This window comes from Pseudomonas sp. FW305-28, from assembly GCF_017351395.1.
GTDB classification, from domain to species: Bacteria; Pseudomonadota; Gammaproteobacteria; order Pseudomonadales; family Pseudomonadaceae; genus Aquipseudomonas; species Aquipseudomonas fluorescens_AA.
In genome coordinates this window covers 1-16180 of record NZ_JACNDD010000069.1, presented here as the reverse complement: position 1 = coordinate 16180, position 16180 = coordinate 1, and the positions used below count along the sequence as shown (strand labels likewise).

The window sequence follows — 16180 nt, the reverse complement described above, 5'->3', positions numbered from 1 at the left end:
ATGAGGTGTCTGGGCGGGCCTCATCGCGAGCAAGCTCGCTCCCACAGGGATTTGTGGTGAACACGCGTTCTATGAGCGTTCTGGACGCCATGTGGGAGCGAGCTTGCTCGCGATGACGGTGTTACTGACCCAACGCAATATCCACCAACCGATACAACTCCCCAGCCTCCAACGGCGCAGTGGCAAAGAGAATGCGGAACACCGTCGGTGCCACCACCACATTGATCAGCCGCTCGACGCCCGGATTGGGTTCATCGGGATAGCGGTCCAGGATGATCTGCAACTGACGGCTGATGATCCCTACGCAATACCCTGGGGTGGCGCAGGCCTGGATGTCGCGCATCATGTTACGACCGGGCTCGGAACTCATTTCGTCCAGGTACTGCTCGGCCCAGGCGCGCAGGTCGCCGCGCAAGCTGCCGGTGTCGGCCGGTTCGCCGTCGGGGCGCATGCGGGCGATGGCGACGTCGGCCAGCAGCGCCGGCAGATCGCCCCAGCGCCGGTAGATAGTGGACGGCGTGACCCCGGCGCGCGCAGCGATTTGCGGCACGGTCAGTGTGGCGCGGTCCTGCTCTTGCAGCAGGGCGCGGACCGCCGAATGAATCGATTCCTGGACCCGGGCGCTTCGGCCGCCGGGGCGTAAACCTTCTTTAATAGCCATGCGTCAGACCTTAACACAAAGAATTTGCTTTAAGCGCACACCGGTAGCACACTCCGCAAAAGCAAAAAATTAGCTTTTGCGAATGTTCCTGTGGAGCGTGCCCATGTCCCGTCCAGCTTCGACCCGCGCCAGCCTGATCTTCCTGGCGCTTACCTTGCTCGGTTTTCTCGCCGCGTCCAGCGCGCCGACGCCGTTGTATCACCTCTATCAGGAACAATTACAGTTTTCCCCGGCCGTTCTGACGCTGATTTTCGGCGTGTACGCCTTCAGTCTGCTGGCGGCCTTGCTGACCGTGGGGTCGCTGTCGGATTACCTGGGCCGCAAGCCGGTGATTTTCGTGGCGCTGTTGCTCAACATACTGGCGATGCTGCTGTTTATCAGTGCCGACAGCGTCGCCTGGTTGATCGGTGCCCGGTTGATCCAGGGGTTCGCCACCGGCATGGCCACCAGTGTATTGGGTGCTGCTTTGCTGGACTTCGACCGTCGCCAAGGCCCGTTGATCACCAGCGTTGCGCCGCTGTTGGGCATGGCGTGCGGGGCGCTGGGCTGTGGCCTGCTGGCCGAGTTCGCACCGTTGCCGTTGCAACTGACCTACTGGCTGCTGCTGGGGTTGTTCCTGGCCCAGGCCGTTTACCTCTGGCGCATGAAAGAAAGCGTCAGCCCGCAAGCAGGTGCCTGGCAGTCCTTGCGTCCGACCTTGCACGTGCCACTCCAGGCGCGGCGGGCCTTGTGGCGTGTCTTGCCACTGGATCTGGCGGCCTGGGCCGTGGGTGGTTTCTACCTGTCACTGGCACCGTCGCTGGTGCGGGCGGCCACCGGATCGACCTCCAATCTGATCGGTGGCGCGCTGGTGGCGGTGCTGACCCTAAGCGGCGCATCAGCCATCTACCTGTTGCGCAACCAGGAGGCCGACACAATATTGCGCCCGTCCGCGAGCCTGTTGGTGATCGGCCTGGCATTGGTGCTGGTGGCGGTACATGGTGCCAGCTTGCCGTTGTTCTTCGTCGGCACGCTGGTCACCGGTGGCGGTTTCGGCGCCGGGTTCCTGGGGGCGCTGCGCAGCCTCATGCCGCTGGCCTTGCCCCACGAACGGGCCGGCTTGATGTCGGCGTTCTATGTCCTCAGTTACCTGGCCTTCAGCCTGCCGTCGCTGCTGGCGGGGAACCTGACGCGGGTGTTCGGCTTGATCCCGACGACCGATGGGTATGGCGCCGTGTTGATCGTGTTGTGCGTCGCCGCGCTGTGGGGGTTACGGCAGTCGATAAAACCGCTCGGCGATGGCGTTCGGCCTTGAAACCAGGCATGCAGGTGCCGTGGGCAGTGGGTTAGTCTTGGCACTCAGTTTTCATTCTGGACGGATCTCTTGAAAATCATCCGCAGCAAATCCTTCACCGGTGACCGTGCCTGGGCGGCGCTGGATATCGCCAACATGAACGGCATCACCACGCGCCTGCACTGGACCGATCAGCCCTACAAATGGCACATCAACGACGGCCAGGAAGTCTTCGTGGTGCTCGATGGGCAAGTGCAGATGTGCTATCGGGAAGACGGTGTTGAAAAAGCGACCTTGCTGGACGCCGGAGACATTTTCTACGCCTCGGTGGGCACCGAGCATGTGGCCAAGCCCTTGGGCGAAGCGAGGATCCTGGTGATCGAGACTGAGGGCAGTGTCTGACCTTTATCTATAAAGCAGATAACAGATAGAGAAATTAACCGTTATATAGATATTTGATCCGGCTCTAGCATGGCTCCACCTCAACCGAGGACAGGAGTTCGTCATGACATGCTGTGCTGCAAAAAACCGCTTGCACCCCTTGAGCCATTTGCCCAGGCCGCTGGAGGCCATTCGTCAATTCACGCCTAACTGGTTTGCCGTGGTCATGGGCACCGGTGTGCTGGCCCTGGCCTTGGCGCAATGGCCGACGACGATGCCAGGCCTGCACGCCTTGGGCGAAGGCTTGTGGTTGTTCAACACGCTGTTGTTCGTGGTGTTCGCCTTGATGTACACAGCCCGCTGGGTGTTGTTCTTCGACGAAGCACGACGGATTTTCGGCCACTCCACGGTCTCGATGTTTTTCGGCACCATTCCCATGGGGCTGGCGACCCTCATCAACGGCCTTTTGCTGTTTGGGCTGCCGCGCTGGGGCGAGGGCGTGGTGGCGGTGGCCGAGGTGCTGTGGTGGATTGACGTAGCGATGTCCTTGGCTTGCGGCGTGTTGATTCCCTTCCTGATGTTCACCCGCCAGGAGCACCGGATCGACCAGATGACCGCCGTGTGGCTGTTGCCGGTAGTGGCCGCCGAAGTCGCGGCGGCCAGCGGTGGGCTGTTGGCACCGCACCTGGCGGACGTTCATTCGCAACTGATCGTGCTGGTCACCAGCTACGTGCTCTGGGCCTTTTCCCTACCGCTGGCGTTCAGCATTCTGACGATCCTGGTGCTGCGCATGGCCTTGCACAAATTGCCCCACGAGAACATGGCCGCTTCTAGCTGGTTGGCCCTCGGTCCCATCGGCACCGGTGCCCTCGGCATGTTGTTACTGGGGGGCGATGCCCCGATGATCTTTGCCGCCAATGGCTTGCCGGGCGTCGGCGATATTGCCGCCGGGCTGGGGCTGGTGGCGGGCATTACGCTGTGGGGCTTCGGGCTCTGGTGGATGGTGATGGCGCTGTTGATCACCGCACGCTACTTGCGCACCGGCATCCCCTTCAACCTTGGCTGGTGGGGCTTTACCTTCCCGTTGGGCGTGTTTGCGCTGACCACGCTGAAGCTGGCGGACCTGCTCCACCTCGAGTTTTTCAGTGGGTTCGGCAGTGTCCTGGTGGCGATGCTGGTGGTGATGTGGCTGATCGTGGCGCGGCGAACGCTGGCAGGGGCCTGGCACGGTGAGTTGTTTGTGTCGCCGTGCATTGCGGGGCTGGCGAAATAATCGTTAAAGACAGGTAATGTGTGGCCTGGATCGAAAAACGTTCATTCCAATAAGCGTCCACGCCACTCAGGAACATGGAAGATGAGTCACCCTTCGCAGTTCACCTTGCTTCGCACGCGGCGTTTCCTGCCGTTCTTCATCACGCAGTCCCTTGGCGCGTTCAACGACAACATTTTCAAGCAGTCGCTGATTCTCGCCATCCTCTACAAATTGACCATCGAGGGGGACCGCTCGATCTGGGTCAACCTCTGCGCGCTGCTGTTTATCCTGCCGTTCTTTCTGTTCTCGGCGCTGGCGGGGCAGTTTGGGGAAAAGTTCGCCAAGGACGCGCTGATTCGTCTGATCAAGCTCGGCGAAATCGTCATCATGGCGGTGGGCGCGGTGGGGTTCCTGTTCGATCACTTGTCGCTGATGCTGGTGGCGCTGTTCGCCATGGGCACGCATTCGGCGCTGTTCGGTCCGGTGAAGTATTCGATCTTGCCCCAGGCCTTGCATGAGGAAGAGTTGGTCGGTGGCAACGGCCTGGTGGAGATGGGGACTTTCCTGGCGATCCTGGCCGGCACTATTGGCGCCGGGATCATGATGTCCTCGGCGCATTACGCCCCCGTCGTCTCGACCGCGATCATCGGCGTGGCCGTGCTCGGTTACCTGGCCAGTCGCGGCATTCCACGCGCGGCGGCGGCCTCGCCACACATGCGCCTGAACTGGAACATTTTCAGCCAATCCTGGGCCACCCTGAAACTGGGCTTGGGGCAAACCCCGGCGGTGTCCCGTTCGATTGTCGGCAACTCCTGGTTCTGGTTCGTCGGGGCGATTTACCTGACGCAGATCCCGGCCTACGCCAAGGAGTGGATGCACGGTGACGAAACCGTGGTGACCTTGATCCTGACGGTGTTCTCGGTGGGGATCGCGTTGGGGTCGATGCTCTGTGAAAAACTGTCCGGACGCAAAGTCGAGATCGGCCTGGTGCCGTTCGGCTCGTTCGGGCTCACTGTGTTTGGTCTGTTGCTGTGGTGGCATTCTGGTGGAATTCCCGACAGCGTCGAGGGGCACGGTTGGCTTGAAGTGCTCGGTTTCGGTCACGCCTGGCTGGTGTTGATCGACATCCTTGGCCTGGGTGTGTTCGGTGGCTTCTACATCGTGCCGCTGTACGCGCTGATCCAGTCGCGCACGGTGGAGAACGAACGGGCACGGGTGATCGCCGCCAACAACATTCTCAACGCGTTGTTCATGGTGGTCTCGGCCATCGTCTCCATCGTCTTGCTGAGCTTGGTCAAGCTGTCGATCCCGCAGTTGTTCCTGGTGGTGTCGCTGCTCAACATCGGCGTCAACGCCTACATCTTCAAGATCGTCCCCGAGTTCAGCATGCGTTTCATGATCTGGTTGCTGAGCCATTCCATGTACCGCGTGGAGCATCGCAACCTGGAGGCGATACCGGATGAAGGGGCTGCGCTGTTGGTCTGCAACCACGTGTCTTTCGTCGATGCCTTGTTGATCGGTGGTGCGGTGCGTCGGCCGATTCGCTTCGTGATGTACTACAAGATCTACAACCTGCCGGTGCTGAATTTCATCTTCCGCACCGCTGGGACCATCCCGATTGCCGGGCGTCAGGAAGACATTCAGATCTACGAAAAAGCCTTCAAGCGAATTGCCCAATACCTGAAGGACGGCGAGCTGGTGTGCATTTTCCCTGAAGGAAAATTGACCGCTGATGGTGAGATCAATGAGTTCAAGAGCGGATTGACGCGCATCCTCCAGGAAACCCCGGTGCCGGTGATTCCCCTGGCGCTCCAGGGTTTGTGGGGCAGTTTCTTCAGCCGCGACCCGGCCAAGGGGCTGTTTCGCCGGTTCTGGTCACGGGTGACGCTGGTGGCGGGCTCGGCGGTTGCGGTAGAGGCGGCAACGCCTTCGAGTTTGCAGGTGTTGGTGGGAGACTTGCGCGGCACTGTCCGCTAAACGAAAAAACTGTGGGGCAAAAGGCTTGGGGGATTAAACCTGTGGGGAGCAAGATCTGTGGGAGCAAGGCTTGCCCGCGATAGCGATCGCAAGGACGCCATCGCGAGCAAGCTTTGCTCCCACAGGTTTAATCCCACAGGCCTTGCTGCCCTCAGAGGTTTGGCTCCTGCAGGAAAGTTCAGGCGCTGACCTTGAGCCCGATCAACCCCGCAACGATCAACGCCACGCTGGCCAGGCGAACCAGCGCCATCGACTCACCAAACAAAATGATCCCGGCGATCACCGTGCCCACGGCACCGACCCCGGTCCAGATCGCATAGGCGGTACCCAGCGGCAGTTCCTTCATGGCAAGGCCGAGCAGGCCGAGGCTGATCGCCATGGCGGCGATGGTCAGAGCAGTGGGGAGAGGGCGGCTGAAGCCGTCGGTGTACTTCAGGCCGACAGCCCAGCCAACTTCGAACAGACCGGCAAAAAACAGAATGATCCAGGACATCAAACACCTCATCGATGGATGGGGTCGTCCCCGGATAATGAACACTATGGCGTTGCGGGGTCGTCCCCGCATTGGGCGCAAGAGTGCCCAATGCTGATTGTTCGGTCAAGTCGCTCGGTCAGTCCACCGCTCGGCCGGCAAGCAGTTCACGGTCCTGTTTTTCGCTCATGCGCCGGAAGTACGTCGAGAGCAAAGCCCCGGAAATGTTGTGCCAGACACTGAACAGCGCACTGGGTACTGCCGCCAGCGGCGAAAAGTGCGCGCTCGCCAACGCCGCGCCAAGGCCGGAGTTCTGCATGCCCACTTCCAGTGCCAGGGATTTGCGCTGGGCCAGCGGCAGCTTGAACAGGTGCCCGGTGAAGTAGCCCAGCAAGAAGCCGAAGCTGTTGTGCAGCATCACCACGGCCATGATCAACAGGCCCGATTCGGCAATTTTTGCCTGGCTGGCAGCAACGACGGCGGTGACGATGATGACGATGCTTACCACCGACACCAACGGCAGCACCTCCACCGCATGGCGCACCTTGTCTCCCAGCAGTCGTTGCGCCACCACGCCCAGCACGATCGGCAGCAGCACCACTTGCAGGATCGACCAGAACAGTTCCATGAATGACACCGGCAGCCAGGCCGAGGCCAGCAGCCAGATCAGCGCCGGGGTCAGCAGCGGTGCGAGCAGGGTCGTGACGGCGGCGATGGCCACCGACAGCGCCAGGTCGCCGCGGGCCAGCCAGGTCATGACATTCGACGAGGTGCCGCTCGGGCAACAACCCACCAGAATCACGCCGACGGCAATTTCCGGCGGCAGATGGAAAACTTGGCAGAGCAACCACGCCACACCGGGCATGATCACGAAATGTGCGACCACGCCCAGGGCCACGCGCCAGGGATGGCGTGCGACTTCGGCGAAGTCTTCGAGCTTGAGGGTCAGGCCCATGCCGAACATCACCAGGCCCAGCAGCGGCACGATGGCGCTTTTCAGACCGATGAACCAAGCGGGCTGCAAAAATGCCACCACCGCGAAAATCAGTACCCAGTAAGCGAAGGTATTGCCGACAAAGCGGCTCAATGCAGCCAGTGCGCGCATGACCTGATCCTTATTATTAAGAACATCCAATACTCATGTGGGAGCGAGCTTGCTCGCGATGGCGGAGTGTCAGTCAACATCTCGGTGGCTGTCATACCGCTATCGCGAGCAAGCTCGCTCCCACAAGGTAGCTATCCGCCGGGTTTAGATCCCCTGCGGAATCTCTTCCCCACCCAACGCTTCAACCAGCGCCGGCAGGAACTCGCCGAACGTCAACATCATCAGCGTGAAGCTGGCGTCCAGTTGGCCGAGGGCTTCGTCGCCACCGTCCTGCTCCGCCTGGTCCTGCAGCAGGTCTTCGAACTTCAGGCGTTTGACCACCATCTTGTCGTCGAGCACGAAGGACAGTTTGTCCTGCCAGGCCAGCGACAATTGTGTCACCACCTTGCCGGTGTTCAGGTGCAGCTGGATTTCGTCGCTGGTCAGGTCCTGGCGCTTGCAGCGCACGATGCCGCCGTCTTCGTGGGTGTCGCGCAGTTCGCATTCATCCAGCACGAAGAAATCGTCCGCGGCTTTCTGGGTCTTGACCCAGTCGGTCATGGTGGCGGTCGGGGCCATCTTGACCGTCAGCGGGCGTACCGGCAGTGAGCCGATGACTTCGCGCAGGGTGGACAGCAGGTCTTCGGCGCGTTTCGGGCTGGCCGAGTTCACCAGGATCAGGCCCTGTTTCGGCGCGATGGCGGCGAAGGTGGACGAGCGGCGGATGAAGGCACGGGGCAGGAACGCCTGGATGATTTCATCCTTGAGCTGGTCCCGTTCCTTTTTATAGACCTTGCGCATTTGCTCGGCTTCGATCTCTTCGACCTTTTCCTTCAGGGCATCACGCACGACGCTACCCGGCAGGATGCGTTCTTCCTTGCGCGCGGCGATCAGCAGGAAGTCCTGGCTGACATGCACCAATGGCGCGTCTTCGCCTTTGCCAAACGGCGCGACGAAACCGTAAGTGGTCAACTCCTGGCTTGCACATGGACGCGCCAGTTTGCTGGCCAGTGCAGTTTCCAACGCCTCGGCATCAAAAGGCAGATCTTGGGTCAGGCGATAGATAAGCAGGTTTTTGAACCACATGGGGTGAGTCTCTCCTTTATACAAAGGGGGGCATTATTCTCTTCGCGGCGCCATAGGCCAACCCTTCGCTAAGCCTTTGGAAGGCCTGAAAAAATTAATTTAAAAAGTGCTTGCCAGCTTAAAGAGTGCTCCGTAGAATGCGCGCCACACCGAAAGCGAAGGGTGATTAGCTCAGCTGGGAGAGCGTCTGCCTTACAAGCAGAATGTCGGCGGTTCGATCCCGTCATCACCCACCATTCGTTCAACGTGTTACGCGCAGCGGTAGTTCAGTCGGTTAGAATACCGGCCTGTCACGCCGGGGGTCGCGGGTTCGAGTCCCGTCCGCTGCGCCATATTCGGTTACCTGGAACACTGAACGCCAGGTCACCACGGAAAGCCCGCTAACGCGGGCTTTTTGCTGTTTGCAGTTCCTGTGGTGTGCGTTGCTTCTTTTTTCTGAAATTTGCTAATTAGATCAGCACGTTACGGAAAACTGTGAGAGAATGCGCCCCGCATCGAAAGTGAAGGGTGATTAGCTCAGCTGGGAGAGCGTCTGCCTTACAAGCAGAATGTCGGCGGTTCGATCCCGTCATCACCCACCAAGCTTTCAATGTTACGCGCAGCGGTAGTTCAGTCGGTTAGAATACCGGCCTGTCACGCCGGGGGTCGCGGGTTCGAGTCCCGTCCGCTGCGCCATCTTCGGTTTCCTGGCCCTCTGAACGCCAGGTCACCACAAAAAAGCCCGCTCAATGAGCGGGCTTTTTGTTGCCTGTCATTTGGCCGTTGCTACTGCTCGGCATTGCGGCTGTGGCGGTAATCGCTGACCGCCTCATACACCGCTTTGCGCAGGCGATTGATGCCGCCGATGGGGCGGTGGGCCTCGATGCCGAACCACGGGTTGAACGACTGGTTGTCGCACGCCAGGTTCAGCTTGGGCGTGTCGAAATCCTGGGCCGGCACCTTGATGTGCGCCACGGTCTCGAACGGTGCATCACTTTCCTGCCATTCAATACTGGTGTCTTCGATCGGCATGTACTTGCTCGGATCCTGCCGTTGGATCTGCAGGACGAAACACGCTGGCACGCGGTCTGTGGATAACTGCTGATTCAACGCGCTACGCAGAAAGTTCGGCAGGTCCTGGTTCTGAGGGGGCAGGGTATAGCTTGGGCAGCTATCCGGGTCCGGCGCGACGCGAAACTTGGCATTGGCTTCGCCGAATTTGTAAGGCGATACCGAGAAATAAGTGGTCTGGGTCGGACTGGCCGGAGCCGGCGAGAGGGTTGCCAGGGCGATGAACAGATGACGGATCTGCCAGGTGCGCGGATCCAGGCTCGGAAAGAACGCCATCGCCTTCTTCCCGTCAGCCTGGGCGGCCACATTCTGACGGTACTCGGCGACATCACTGACAAAGAAGTTCGGATGATTGAACATCACGAAATCCTGCTCGCCCTGTGATTGCCGATCAACAAGCAGTTGTTTGCCCGGTACGTTCAGCAGCTTGATCGCCATCCCCCGTGCATCGCGCAGGCTGTCGAATTGCGGATAAGCGTTGCCGTTGGACAGGCGGATCGTGGCCTGCCAAGTCTTGCCCGGTTCGGCAAACACGCCTTGGCGCAACGGCGCCGGCAGGTCGCTCGGCACCTGGACCTCGGCCATGACGCAACCGTGGGCCTTGGCATGGGCGTCGCGCAGGTAACGTGTGCCTTCGCGGTGCTGATCGACGATGCGGATCGCGGTCTGGATGATGTCCTGGGTCATGGCGGCTTCGCCGGGTGCGATCTGTTCCTTGTCCGGGACCGGTCCCTTGTGCTGCCAGGCAAACCAGGCCGTGGACAGGGCCCAGCCGAGCAACCCGATACCCAGCAGCCACAGGAGCGTCTTGCCCAAAAAGGCGCCGAGGCGCAGCCAGAGGGTGATCAACATGCCAACATCCTTTTACCGGTGAGGTTCATCATTACAGTTGCGACTCCAGTGGCCCGCCCAGCACTTTCAAATACTCCAGCAAGGCCCAGCGTTCCTGCGGTTGCAGCAAGCGGCCAATGACGCCGTTACCGCGCTCGCCCGCGCGGAACTCATGGCCGCTGTTGTGATTGCCGGTAATCCGGGTGTCGAAGATAAAGCCATTGGTGAACGCTTCGGTGCGATAACCCAGGTGGCGTGGGTCGTATTCGAAGTTGCCCTTATAGAACGTGGTCGCCCGCTCGTCCTGGGGCGACAGCAACTGATAAATCGTCGGCACCGAACCGTTGTGCAGGAACGGTGGCGTAGCCCAGACCCCCGCCAGTGGCCGGGCCTTGTAGGCGCGCAGTTCACGCACGCCAATGGGCAGGCCGAAACCGTCCAGGGCCGGGCGTTCGACGGGGGTGACGCCGGCGTCGCGGTAGGCGCGGTTTTCGACGAAAGCGGTGACGTAGGCCAGGCCTTTGGCGACCGAAAGCTGGCTCAGGTCCAGCGGTTCCGTCGGGGTCGGGTGCAGTTGCACGTCCAGCTTCGCCAGTTCGGCCGGGTCCCACTGCAGGCTGGTCAGGTCGAAGCGGTGGTCGGCGATGTTATTGGCGGTGCCCGGGTCGGTGCCGATCACCTGCACAGGCAGCATGTGCAATTGCTGCACCGGCCTGTCAGGCCCCTGGACCACTTTGGGCACATGGCAGCCGGCGCAGTTTTCGGTGAACAGGGCACGGCCCTTGGCGGCCAAGGGTTTATCGATCGCGCCCAGCAACGCTTCCGGCCACACGGGCGGCTTGAGCAGTTGCAGGGTTTCTTCGATCTTGTTCAAGTCGCGCACGCGCACGCTGGAAGGGTATCGCGCGTCGCCCTGCAGCGGTTTGCCCTGGGCGTCGAAGAAATTCAGCGTGGCACCGACCCCCAGCGCTTCACCGACGTTGCGGGCCATCGGCTGCTGGGCCGATCCGTTCCATTGCACCCAGTCGAACGTCCATATTTCCCACAGTTGCGGGTAATCCACTGGCGCGTTGGCGACCCGGTAGTTTTCCGCCGAAATGGCGTCGCCGAAGCTGGCATTGGCGATGCGACCGAAGGCGTCGGTACGCCCGGGGCCTTCTTCGGTGGGGTAGAGGCCGCGATGGGTATCGTTCCAGGCCACTCGCAGGAACGTGTCCAGGGAAACCTTGAACGCCTTGCGCAGCTCTTCGTGGCGGGCGTCGTAGTCCTTGCCCAGTACCTGGCGGGCGAAGCGTTCGAATTTCCAAGGGTTGTAGTAGGTAGACGCCAGACTGGCGACCAATGCCTGTCCGAAACTGCCACCACGTAGCGTAGGAACACTAGAAGGCAGCACGTGCTGGGCCGAGCCACCATCGATCCGTATCGCCTGGCCCTTGAAGCGTAATTCGCCGGTATGACACGCCGCGCAGGTGATATCCAGGAACTGCTCGGTGCTGCCCGGGTTCTGGTGCCGGGCGAACCCTACCGGCAAGTTGCCGGGGTTGTCAGGCGAGGCTTTCTGCGCCGGATCGATCAGGAAGCCGAAGCGCGCCAGGTACTCCGGCGAAGCGAAGCGTTGTTGCGAAAAAGGCAATTCGAGGGCGGTGAACCAGTCGTAGCGCAGGCCTTTGACCTGGGTGCCCTGGGGGGTGAAGTAATACGTCTGGCGCTCGGCGGCACTCCATTGATCCAGGTAGTGCACCTGTTCGACGGGGGTATAGAACGGCAAGCGAGGATTGGCGACGTAGTAAAGCACCACGGCCACGACGACGATCAGCAGCGCGAGGAGGAGCAAGAGAATGCGAGAGAGAAGGCGCACGGTAACGTCCTTGTTTTTTTGATAAACCCTTATGCCTCAGTGCTGCGCGGCGGGCAAGTGGCCATTACCCTTGGCCTGTGGGGGAGCGGCAATGTGTCCCTGTACGTAACGGATGACAGATGCTTCATTTGCCCAGGATTAAAAAGCGTTTGCGGGCCTGAACTTATCATCACTTTGCGGCTCACATGCCGGTAGCCATTGGTCGTGGCCGCCTGATAAGCTCGCGGCTTTATTCGATTGCCCTTTAGGCGCATGAACAAGGAAATAGCATGAAACAGCATCGGTTGGCGGCGGCGGTGGCCCTGGTTGGCCTGGTACTCGCGGGTTGCGACTCGCAGACCAGCGTAGAGCTGAAAACCCCGGCGCAGAAAGCTTCCTACGGTATTGGCCTGAACATGGGCAAGAGCCTGGCTCAGGAAGGCATGGATGACCTGGACTCCAAAGCGGTCGCCCAGGGCATCGAAGATGCCGTTGGCAAGAAAGAACAGAAGCTGAAAGACGAAGAACTGGTCGAAGCCTTTGCCGCGCTGCAAAAGCGTGCCGAAGAGCGCATGGCCAAGATGAGTGAAGAGTCGGCAGCCGCTGGCAAGAAATTCCTCGAGGAAAACGGCAAGAAAGCCGGTGTTACCACCACCGCTTCCGGCCTGCAGTACGAAGTGGTCAAGAAAGCCGATGGCCCACAGCCTAAGCCGACCGATGTAGTGACCGTTCACTACACCGGCAAGCTGACCAACGGCACCGTGTTCGACAGCTCCGTCGAGCGTGGCAGCCCGATTGACCTGCCGGTCAGCGGTGTGATCCCGGGTTGGGTCGAAGGCCTGCAACTGATGCACGTCGGCGAGAAGTACAAGCTGTACATCCCGAGCGACCTGGCCTACGGCGCCCAGAGCCCGAGCCCGGCCATCCCGGCCAACTCGGTCCTGGTGTTCGACCTGGAACTGCTGGCGATCAAGGATCCGGCAAAAGAAGACGCAGCCAAGTAATCGCGTCTGCTATAACGACAACGCCTCGCTCATGCGGGGCGTTGTCGCATCTGGGCTACGGCAAATGGTAAAAAAACCGAACGCACGGGGCAGGCTACAGTCATAGGCAATACAGGCGCTGTGCTAGACGCAGTCAGCCGGTCAAGTCAATGAAATATTGGGTTTTTTTATGTGAGTAAAAAACGCCCGATCTAAGCCGGGCCCTTATGAAACGGGGGCTTCAGCGGTGAAATGCAGCTCTGTTCACAAGGTTATCCACAATTTGTGTGGATAACATTTCAGTGGGAGAAAAAATGAAGGCCCCGTGGAATTTTGCGCGATTTCTGCCGTTGGCAGGCCGCCTGCTGGCCCGCGGTCGATTACCGACGTTGCTCTTTGCCGTCGCCAGCAAAGGTGCCCGGGAGGGCGGACGGCTGGGCAAGCTCAAGGAGGACCTGCGCCTGTTGCAGGCCTTGTGCCTGGCTTACTGGCGGGGCGAATACCGCGCGGTCAGCGCCAAGTCGATGCTGTCGGTGGTGGCCGGGCTCATGTATTTCCTCAGTCCCCTGGACGCGATTCCGGATATCTTGCCGATGTTTGGCATGTTCGACGATATCGCAGTGCTGGCCTGGGTCATGAAAACCCTCGACGTTGAACTCGAGGCATTCCGCGCCTGGCGTTATCGGCAGTCTCCCGAGAAACTGGCCCAAGTCGAAAGGCTTCCCGATACCCCGGAACAACTCCAGCTCCAAGGGCAGAAAAAGTCCTGATCCCCAGAGAATTCATCACCCCGCGACCTTAGCCAGCATTTAGGATTACACTTCCAAGGAAAAAGGCTGACTCGCTAAGTGTTGTTGTCCTACGGGGTAAACATGGATATTCAAATAATCACACGTGATGGAGAGCCCGAGTACGCGGTTTTGCCGTGGGATCAGTACCAAGCGTTGTTGAAGGCAGCAGGCATCGATCAAGCTCCGCCGCGGGAAGCGACAGTCCGTCACGCGGCGGCACCCGGCCAGGTTCTCCCTGGCCTGGATCAGTTACGCAGTTTACGCGAAGGGAAGGGCATCGCCATCGAGGCGCTGGCCCGCACGGTAGGTATCAGCCCGTCTTATCTGGCCTTGATCGAGAGCGGCGAGCGACAGCCCGATGCCGCGATTCGGCGCAGTCTGGCCTGGGAGTTGACGGTGCCGGGTTGGAGGGAAGAATCGTGAGCGTACGCATCAGTCGGCAGCATTGGGATGGGTTGTTGGGTGAATTGGACCAGGCGCGTCGCCAACGCCATTTATTGACTTACCGCGCCTTGCTGGAGCGCTTGCAACTGCCCAGCCCCGCCATGCAGACCTTGACTGCGGCCCTTGAACACCTGGCGGCGCTGGACGCTCGGGCAGAACAGCCGCTGCGCAGTTCCCTGGTGATCAGCCAAGGCGCGAGCCGGTTGCCGCGCACGGGCTTCTTCGAATGCGTTGAGCGCCTGGGGCGTTTTTCCGGGCCTTCCGATGGGGTGGCTGCCGCCTCCTGGCACGCTTCGGAAGTGGTCCGGGTGTTTGAATACGAATACCCCGAGTCGGCGGAGGCCTGAGTGCTCTGGCGACTCAAGGCGCGGGTCGGTTATTGGCTGGCGCGCCGGTTGTTTCACTGGTCCTGGTTCGTCCGCCAGGCGCGTGGTTGGGCCTGGCTTGAGGGCCAATTCTCACGCATGGCGAACCTGGGCGACGTCGGTGCGCAAAGTTTCTATGGGTACATCCTCACGTTTCGCGGCCAAGGGCTGGGCGCCCGTGAAGAAGGGGTTCGCCTGCTGCGGCTGGCGGCTCTGGCCGGTGATGGCAAGGCGGCCTACCAGGTCGGCGTGATCAGCCTGGCCGGTACAACCAGCAAGGCACCGGACCCGGTCGAAGCGGCACGTTGGTGGACCCTGGCGGCAAAAGCCGGGCATCCGTTGGCCGAGATCAAGCTCAAGGCACTCGAAGCTCGCGACCGCTAGCGTTATCCACAGGCTATTCGTGACGAAGTCGGGCGGATTTAGCGAATCGCCCTACATCCTTTGTCCCGTTCCCCTGACTTAATTCCCCCGTCATCCCCGGCACAGTCTCGCGCTCCCTGAGTGCTGCGAGACGCTGCCCATGTTCGACCGTTTTTTCCTGCCGGCCCTTGAGCGAGCCTTGCCCTGATGGAGCAGGTGAACCGTATCGAGCAGGAACTCGACAGTTTCAAGGACACCCTGTCGGTCTACCGCGACCAACTTGAGCGCTGGTACAGCCGGGCGGCGGACCGAGCCAGCCACGCGGCCGACTTGCCCTCGCTGATGGGCATGGAGCGGCTGATCCGCTTCGGCGACAGCACCACCGTCGTCAGCAGCGGTGACGATGATTTCCTCTCCACGGTCGTCCAGTGCCCCCTGGGTGGGGTGATGACGATCGAGAGCAAGTTCGAGTCGGTGTACGACATCCCGCTGGGCGACATCGTGGTGGATGTGGTGGAGGTGAACAGCGGCAAGGTCACGCCGGTGACCCTGGACGCCCAGGGGCTCGGGACTTTCGAGGGGGAGGCGGGCAAGTCCTATCGGGTTCATGTCCAGGACAAGGTGTCTCCCGGGCAGATCGAGACGCTGTTTTCTTCCTACGATGGCTTGACTCGGGATCTGACGGACTGGCTACGGGGTGAGTGGCAAGGCTTCAAGCCGCGATGGGCCCGGCAGTCCTTGGCGACATCGGCGGCTGCGGTGGGGAACGGGTTGCTCGCCGGCAGTTGGGCGGCGATCGAGGGTGTGTGGGACAGCATCAGCCTGTTGTCGGACATTCTCAAGGATCCTGGTCAGTTTGTTGATCGATTGGGTGACAGCGCCGATCAGTTGAAGAAACTGGCACGAGACACGCCGCTGCTGATGGCGAAGCTGCAACTGCTGGCCAGCGACGAAGCGGCGCTGTGCCTGTTGGTGCGCACTGCCAGCCTCTGGCTGGAGATGCTGCCGCCCAGCGAAGTCGCCGGCGACACGGCCGAAGCACTCTCGACCGTGGTGGTGCAGTGCGTGATCGACTTGCTGATCGGCGTGGTCTTGACCTTTGCCGGTGCGGGGGCCGGGATCGCCTACCTGTCGATGCGGTTGGCCAGGCACGGCGCAACCCTGCTGAACGCCATGCAGCGTTTCGTCAAGGCGATCTTCGCGGTGGTCAACGGCTTCATGACCTACGTGGATCGCTACAAAACCGTGGCGGCACGGGGCATCGCGGCGGGAGTAAAAAAAGGCCGTATGCAACTGCGCTGGGATGCGCAGCGCAACACCACGCTGAAAA

At 60.8% G+C, this 16180-nt stretch carries 15 protein-coding genes, 4 tRNA genes and 1 pseudogene; 14 read left to right on the top strand and 6 right to left on the bottom strand.

Annotated features, from left to right (window positions below; translation table 11 throughout):
• Window positions 1-121 precede the first annotated feature (121 nt).
• Complete coding sequence (locus J4E53_RS17120) at window positions 122-661, bottom strand: TetR/AcrR family transcriptional regulator (protein ID WP_060741090.1); 540 nt, start codon at window positions 659-661, stop codon at window positions 122-124.
• Window positions 662-764: 103 nt separating this feature from the next.
• Between J4E53_RS17120 and J4E53_RS17115 the strand changes: the two genes are divergently transcribed.
• The 4 genes from J4E53_RS17115 (at window position 765) to J4E53_RS17100 (ending at window position 5544) form a co-directional block, all read left to right on the top strand.
• Window positions 765-1955: an MFS transporter gene (locus tag J4E53_RS17115; protein WP_103309605.1), complete on the top strand. Its 1191-nt coding sequence runs from the start codon at window positions 765-767 to the stop codon at window positions 1953-1955.
• A 69-nt stretch (window positions 1956-2024) separates the two neighbouring features.
• Window positions 2025-2336, top strand: coding sequence for a cupin (locus J4E53_RS17110; RefSeq protein ID WP_060741092.1), 312 nt, complete (start codon window positions 2025-2027; stop codon window positions 2334-2336).
• A 103-nt stretch (window positions 2337-2439) separates the two neighbouring features.
• Window positions 2440-3588, top strand: coding sequence for a TDT family transporter (locus tag J4E53_RS17105; protein WP_103309607.1), 1149 nt, complete (start codon window positions 2440-2442; stop codon window positions 3586-3588).
• A gap of 81 nt (window positions 3589-3669) precedes the next feature.
• The gene (locus tag J4E53_RS17100) at window positions 3670-5544 is read left to right on the top strand and encodes an MFS transporter (RefSeq protein WP_103309608.1); all 1875 of its coding nucleotides are present in this window, start codon (window positions 3670-3672) and stop codon (window positions 5542-5544) included.
• Between the two features lie 178 nt (window positions 5545-5722).
• Here the strand turns inward: J4E53_RS17100 and sugE are convergent, their stop codons facing one another.
• The 3 genes from sugE to rdgC all read right to left on the bottom strand — a co-directional run bounded on the left by sugE (window position 5723) and on the right by rdgC (window position 8186).
• On the bottom strand, window positions 5723-6037 hold the full coding sequence (gene sugE, locus J4E53_RS17095) for a quaternary ammonium compound efflux SMR transporter SugE (RefSeq protein WP_003204587.1): 315 nt from the start codon (window positions 6035-6037) through the stop codon (window positions 5723-5725).
• Window positions 6038-6155: 118 nt separating this feature from the next.
• The gene (locus J4E53_RS17090) at window positions 6156-7121 is read right to left on the bottom strand and encodes a bile acid:sodium symporter family protein (RefSeq protein ID WP_103309610.1); all 966 of its coding nucleotides are present in this window, start codon (window positions 7119-7121) and stop codon (window positions 6156-6158) included.
• Window positions 7122-7265: 144 nt separating this feature from the next.
• Window positions 7266-8186: a recombination-associated protein RdgC gene (gene rdgC, locus J4E53_RS17085; protein WP_014339706.1), complete on the bottom strand. Its 921-nt coding sequence runs from the start codon at window positions 8184-8186 to the stop codon at window positions 7266-7268.
• 160 nt (window positions 8187-8346) lie between these two features.
• Between rdgC and J4E53_RS17080 the strand changes: the two genes are divergently transcribed.
• The 4 genes from J4E53_RS17080 to J4E53_RS17065 all read left to right on the top strand — a co-directional run bounded on the left by J4E53_RS17080 (window position 8347) and on the right by J4E53_RS17065 (window position 8861).
• A tRNA-Val gene (locus J4E53_RS17080) sits at window positions 8347-8422 on the top strand.
• A gap of 19 nt (window positions 8423-8441) precedes the next feature.
• Window positions 8442-8518: transfer RNA gene (locus J4E53_RS17075), tRNA-Asp, on the top strand.
• Between the two features lie 173 nt (window positions 8519-8691).
• Window positions 8692-8767, top strand: a tRNA-Val gene (locus J4E53_RS17070).
• Window positions 8768-8784: 17 nt separating this feature from the next.
• Window positions 8785-8861, top strand: a tRNA-Asp gene (locus J4E53_RS17065).
• Between the two features lie 90 nt (window positions 8862-8951).
• Here the strand turns inward: J4E53_RS17065 and J4E53_RS17060 are convergent.
• Together J4E53_RS17060 and J4E53_RS17055 are read right to left on the bottom strand one after the other, a co-directional pair.
• The gene (locus J4E53_RS17060) at window positions 8952-10088 is read right to left on the bottom strand and encodes a catalase family protein (RefSeq protein ID WP_060741096.1); all 1137 of its coding nucleotides are present in this window, start codon (window positions 10086-10088) and stop codon (window positions 8952-8954) included.
• A gap of 31 nt (window positions 10089-10119) precedes the next feature.
• On the bottom strand, window positions 10120-11925 hold the full coding sequence (locus J4E53_RS17055; protein ID WP_103309612.1) for a di-heme-cytochrome C peroxidase: 1806 nt from the start codon (window positions 11923-11925) through the stop codon (window positions 10120-10122).
• A gap of 269 nt (window positions 11926-12194) precedes the next feature.
• On the opposite strand from J4E53_RS17055, the gene J4E53_RS17050 reads away from it, so the two are divergent.
• The 6 genes and pseudogenes from J4E53_RS17050 to J4E53_RS17025 form a co-directional block, all read left to right on the top strand.
• On the top strand, window positions 12195-12908 hold the full coding sequence (locus tag J4E53_RS17050; protein ID WP_003204577.1) for an FKBP-type peptidyl-prolyl cis-trans isomerase: 714 nt from the start codon (window positions 12195-12197) through the stop codon (window positions 12906-12908).
• A 293-nt stretch (window positions 12909-13201) separates the two neighbouring features.
• The gene (locus J4E53_RS17045; RefSeq protein WP_060741098.1) at window positions 13202-13657 is read left to right on the top strand and encodes a YkvA family protein; all 456 of its coding nucleotides are present in this window, start codon (window positions 13202-13204) and stop codon (window positions 13655-13657) included.
• 102 nt (window positions 13658-13759) lie between these two features.
• A complete protein-coding gene (locus tag J4E53_RS17040) occupies window positions 13760-14101 on the top strand; it encodes a helix-turn-helix domain-containing protein (RefSeq protein ID WP_053124879.1) in 342 nt (113 codons plus the stop codon).
• A complete protein-coding gene (locus J4E53_RS17035; protein ID WP_003179080.1) occupies window positions 14098-14469 on the top strand; it encodes a hypothetical protein in 372 nt (123 codons plus the stop codon). The genes J4E53_RS17040 and J4E53_RS17035 overlap by 4 nt, the downstream gene beginning before the upstream one ends.
• A complete protein-coding gene (locus tag J4E53_RS17030; RefSeq protein ID WP_103309613.1) occupies window positions 14470-14871 on the top strand; it encodes an SEL1-like repeat protein in 402 nt (133 codons plus the stop codon).
• 186 nt (window positions 14872-15057) lie between these two features.
• A pseudogene (locus J4E53_RS17025) lies at window positions 15058-16180 on the top strand (type IV secretion protein Rhs); the annotation flags it as partial.

Coding starts and splice junctions, on each gene's coding strand:
- J4E53_RS17090 (WP_103309610.1), bottom strand. CDS start 7,121: ATGCGCGCACTGGCTGCATTGAGCCGCTTTGTCGGCAATACCTTCGCT.
- rdgC (WP_014339706.1), bottom strand. CDS start 8,186: ATGTGGTTCAAAAACCTGCTTATCTATCGCCTGACCCAAGATCTGCCT.
- J4E53_RS17120 (WP_060741090.1), bottom strand. CDS start 661: ATGGCTATTAAAGAAGGTTTACGCCCCGGCGGCCGAAGCGCCCGGGTC.
- J4E53_RS17115 (WP_103309605.1), top strand. CDS start 765: ATGTCCCGTCCAGCTTCGACCCGCGCCAGCCTGATCTTCCTGGCGCTT.
- J4E53_RS17040 (WP_053124879.1), top strand. CDS start 13,760: ATGGATATTCAAATAATCACACGTGATGGAGAGCCCGAGTACGCGGTT.
- J4E53_RS17060 (WP_060741096.1), bottom strand. CDS start 10,088: ATGTTGATCACCCTCTGGCTGCGCCTCGGCGCCTTTTTGGGCAAGACG.
- sugE (WP_003204587.1), bottom strand. CDS start 6,037: ATGTCCTGGATCATTCTGTTTTTTGCCGGTCTGTTCGAAGTTGGCTGG.
- J4E53_RS17050 (WP_003204577.1), top strand. CDS start 12,195: ATGAAACAGCATCGGTTGGCGGCGGCGGTGGCCCTGGTTGGCCTGGTA.
- J4E53_RS17100 (WP_103309608.1), top strand. CDS start 3,670: ATGAGTCACCCTTCGCAGTTCACCTTGCTTCGCACGCGGCGTTTCCTG.
- J4E53_RS17045 (WP_060741098.1), top strand. CDS start 13,202: ATGAAGGCCCCGTGGAATTTTGCGCGATTTCTGCCGTTGGCAGGCCGC.
- J4E53_RS17105 (WP_103309607.1), top strand. CDS start 2,440: ATGACATGCTGTGCTGCAAAAAACCGCTTGCACCCCTTGAGCCATTTG.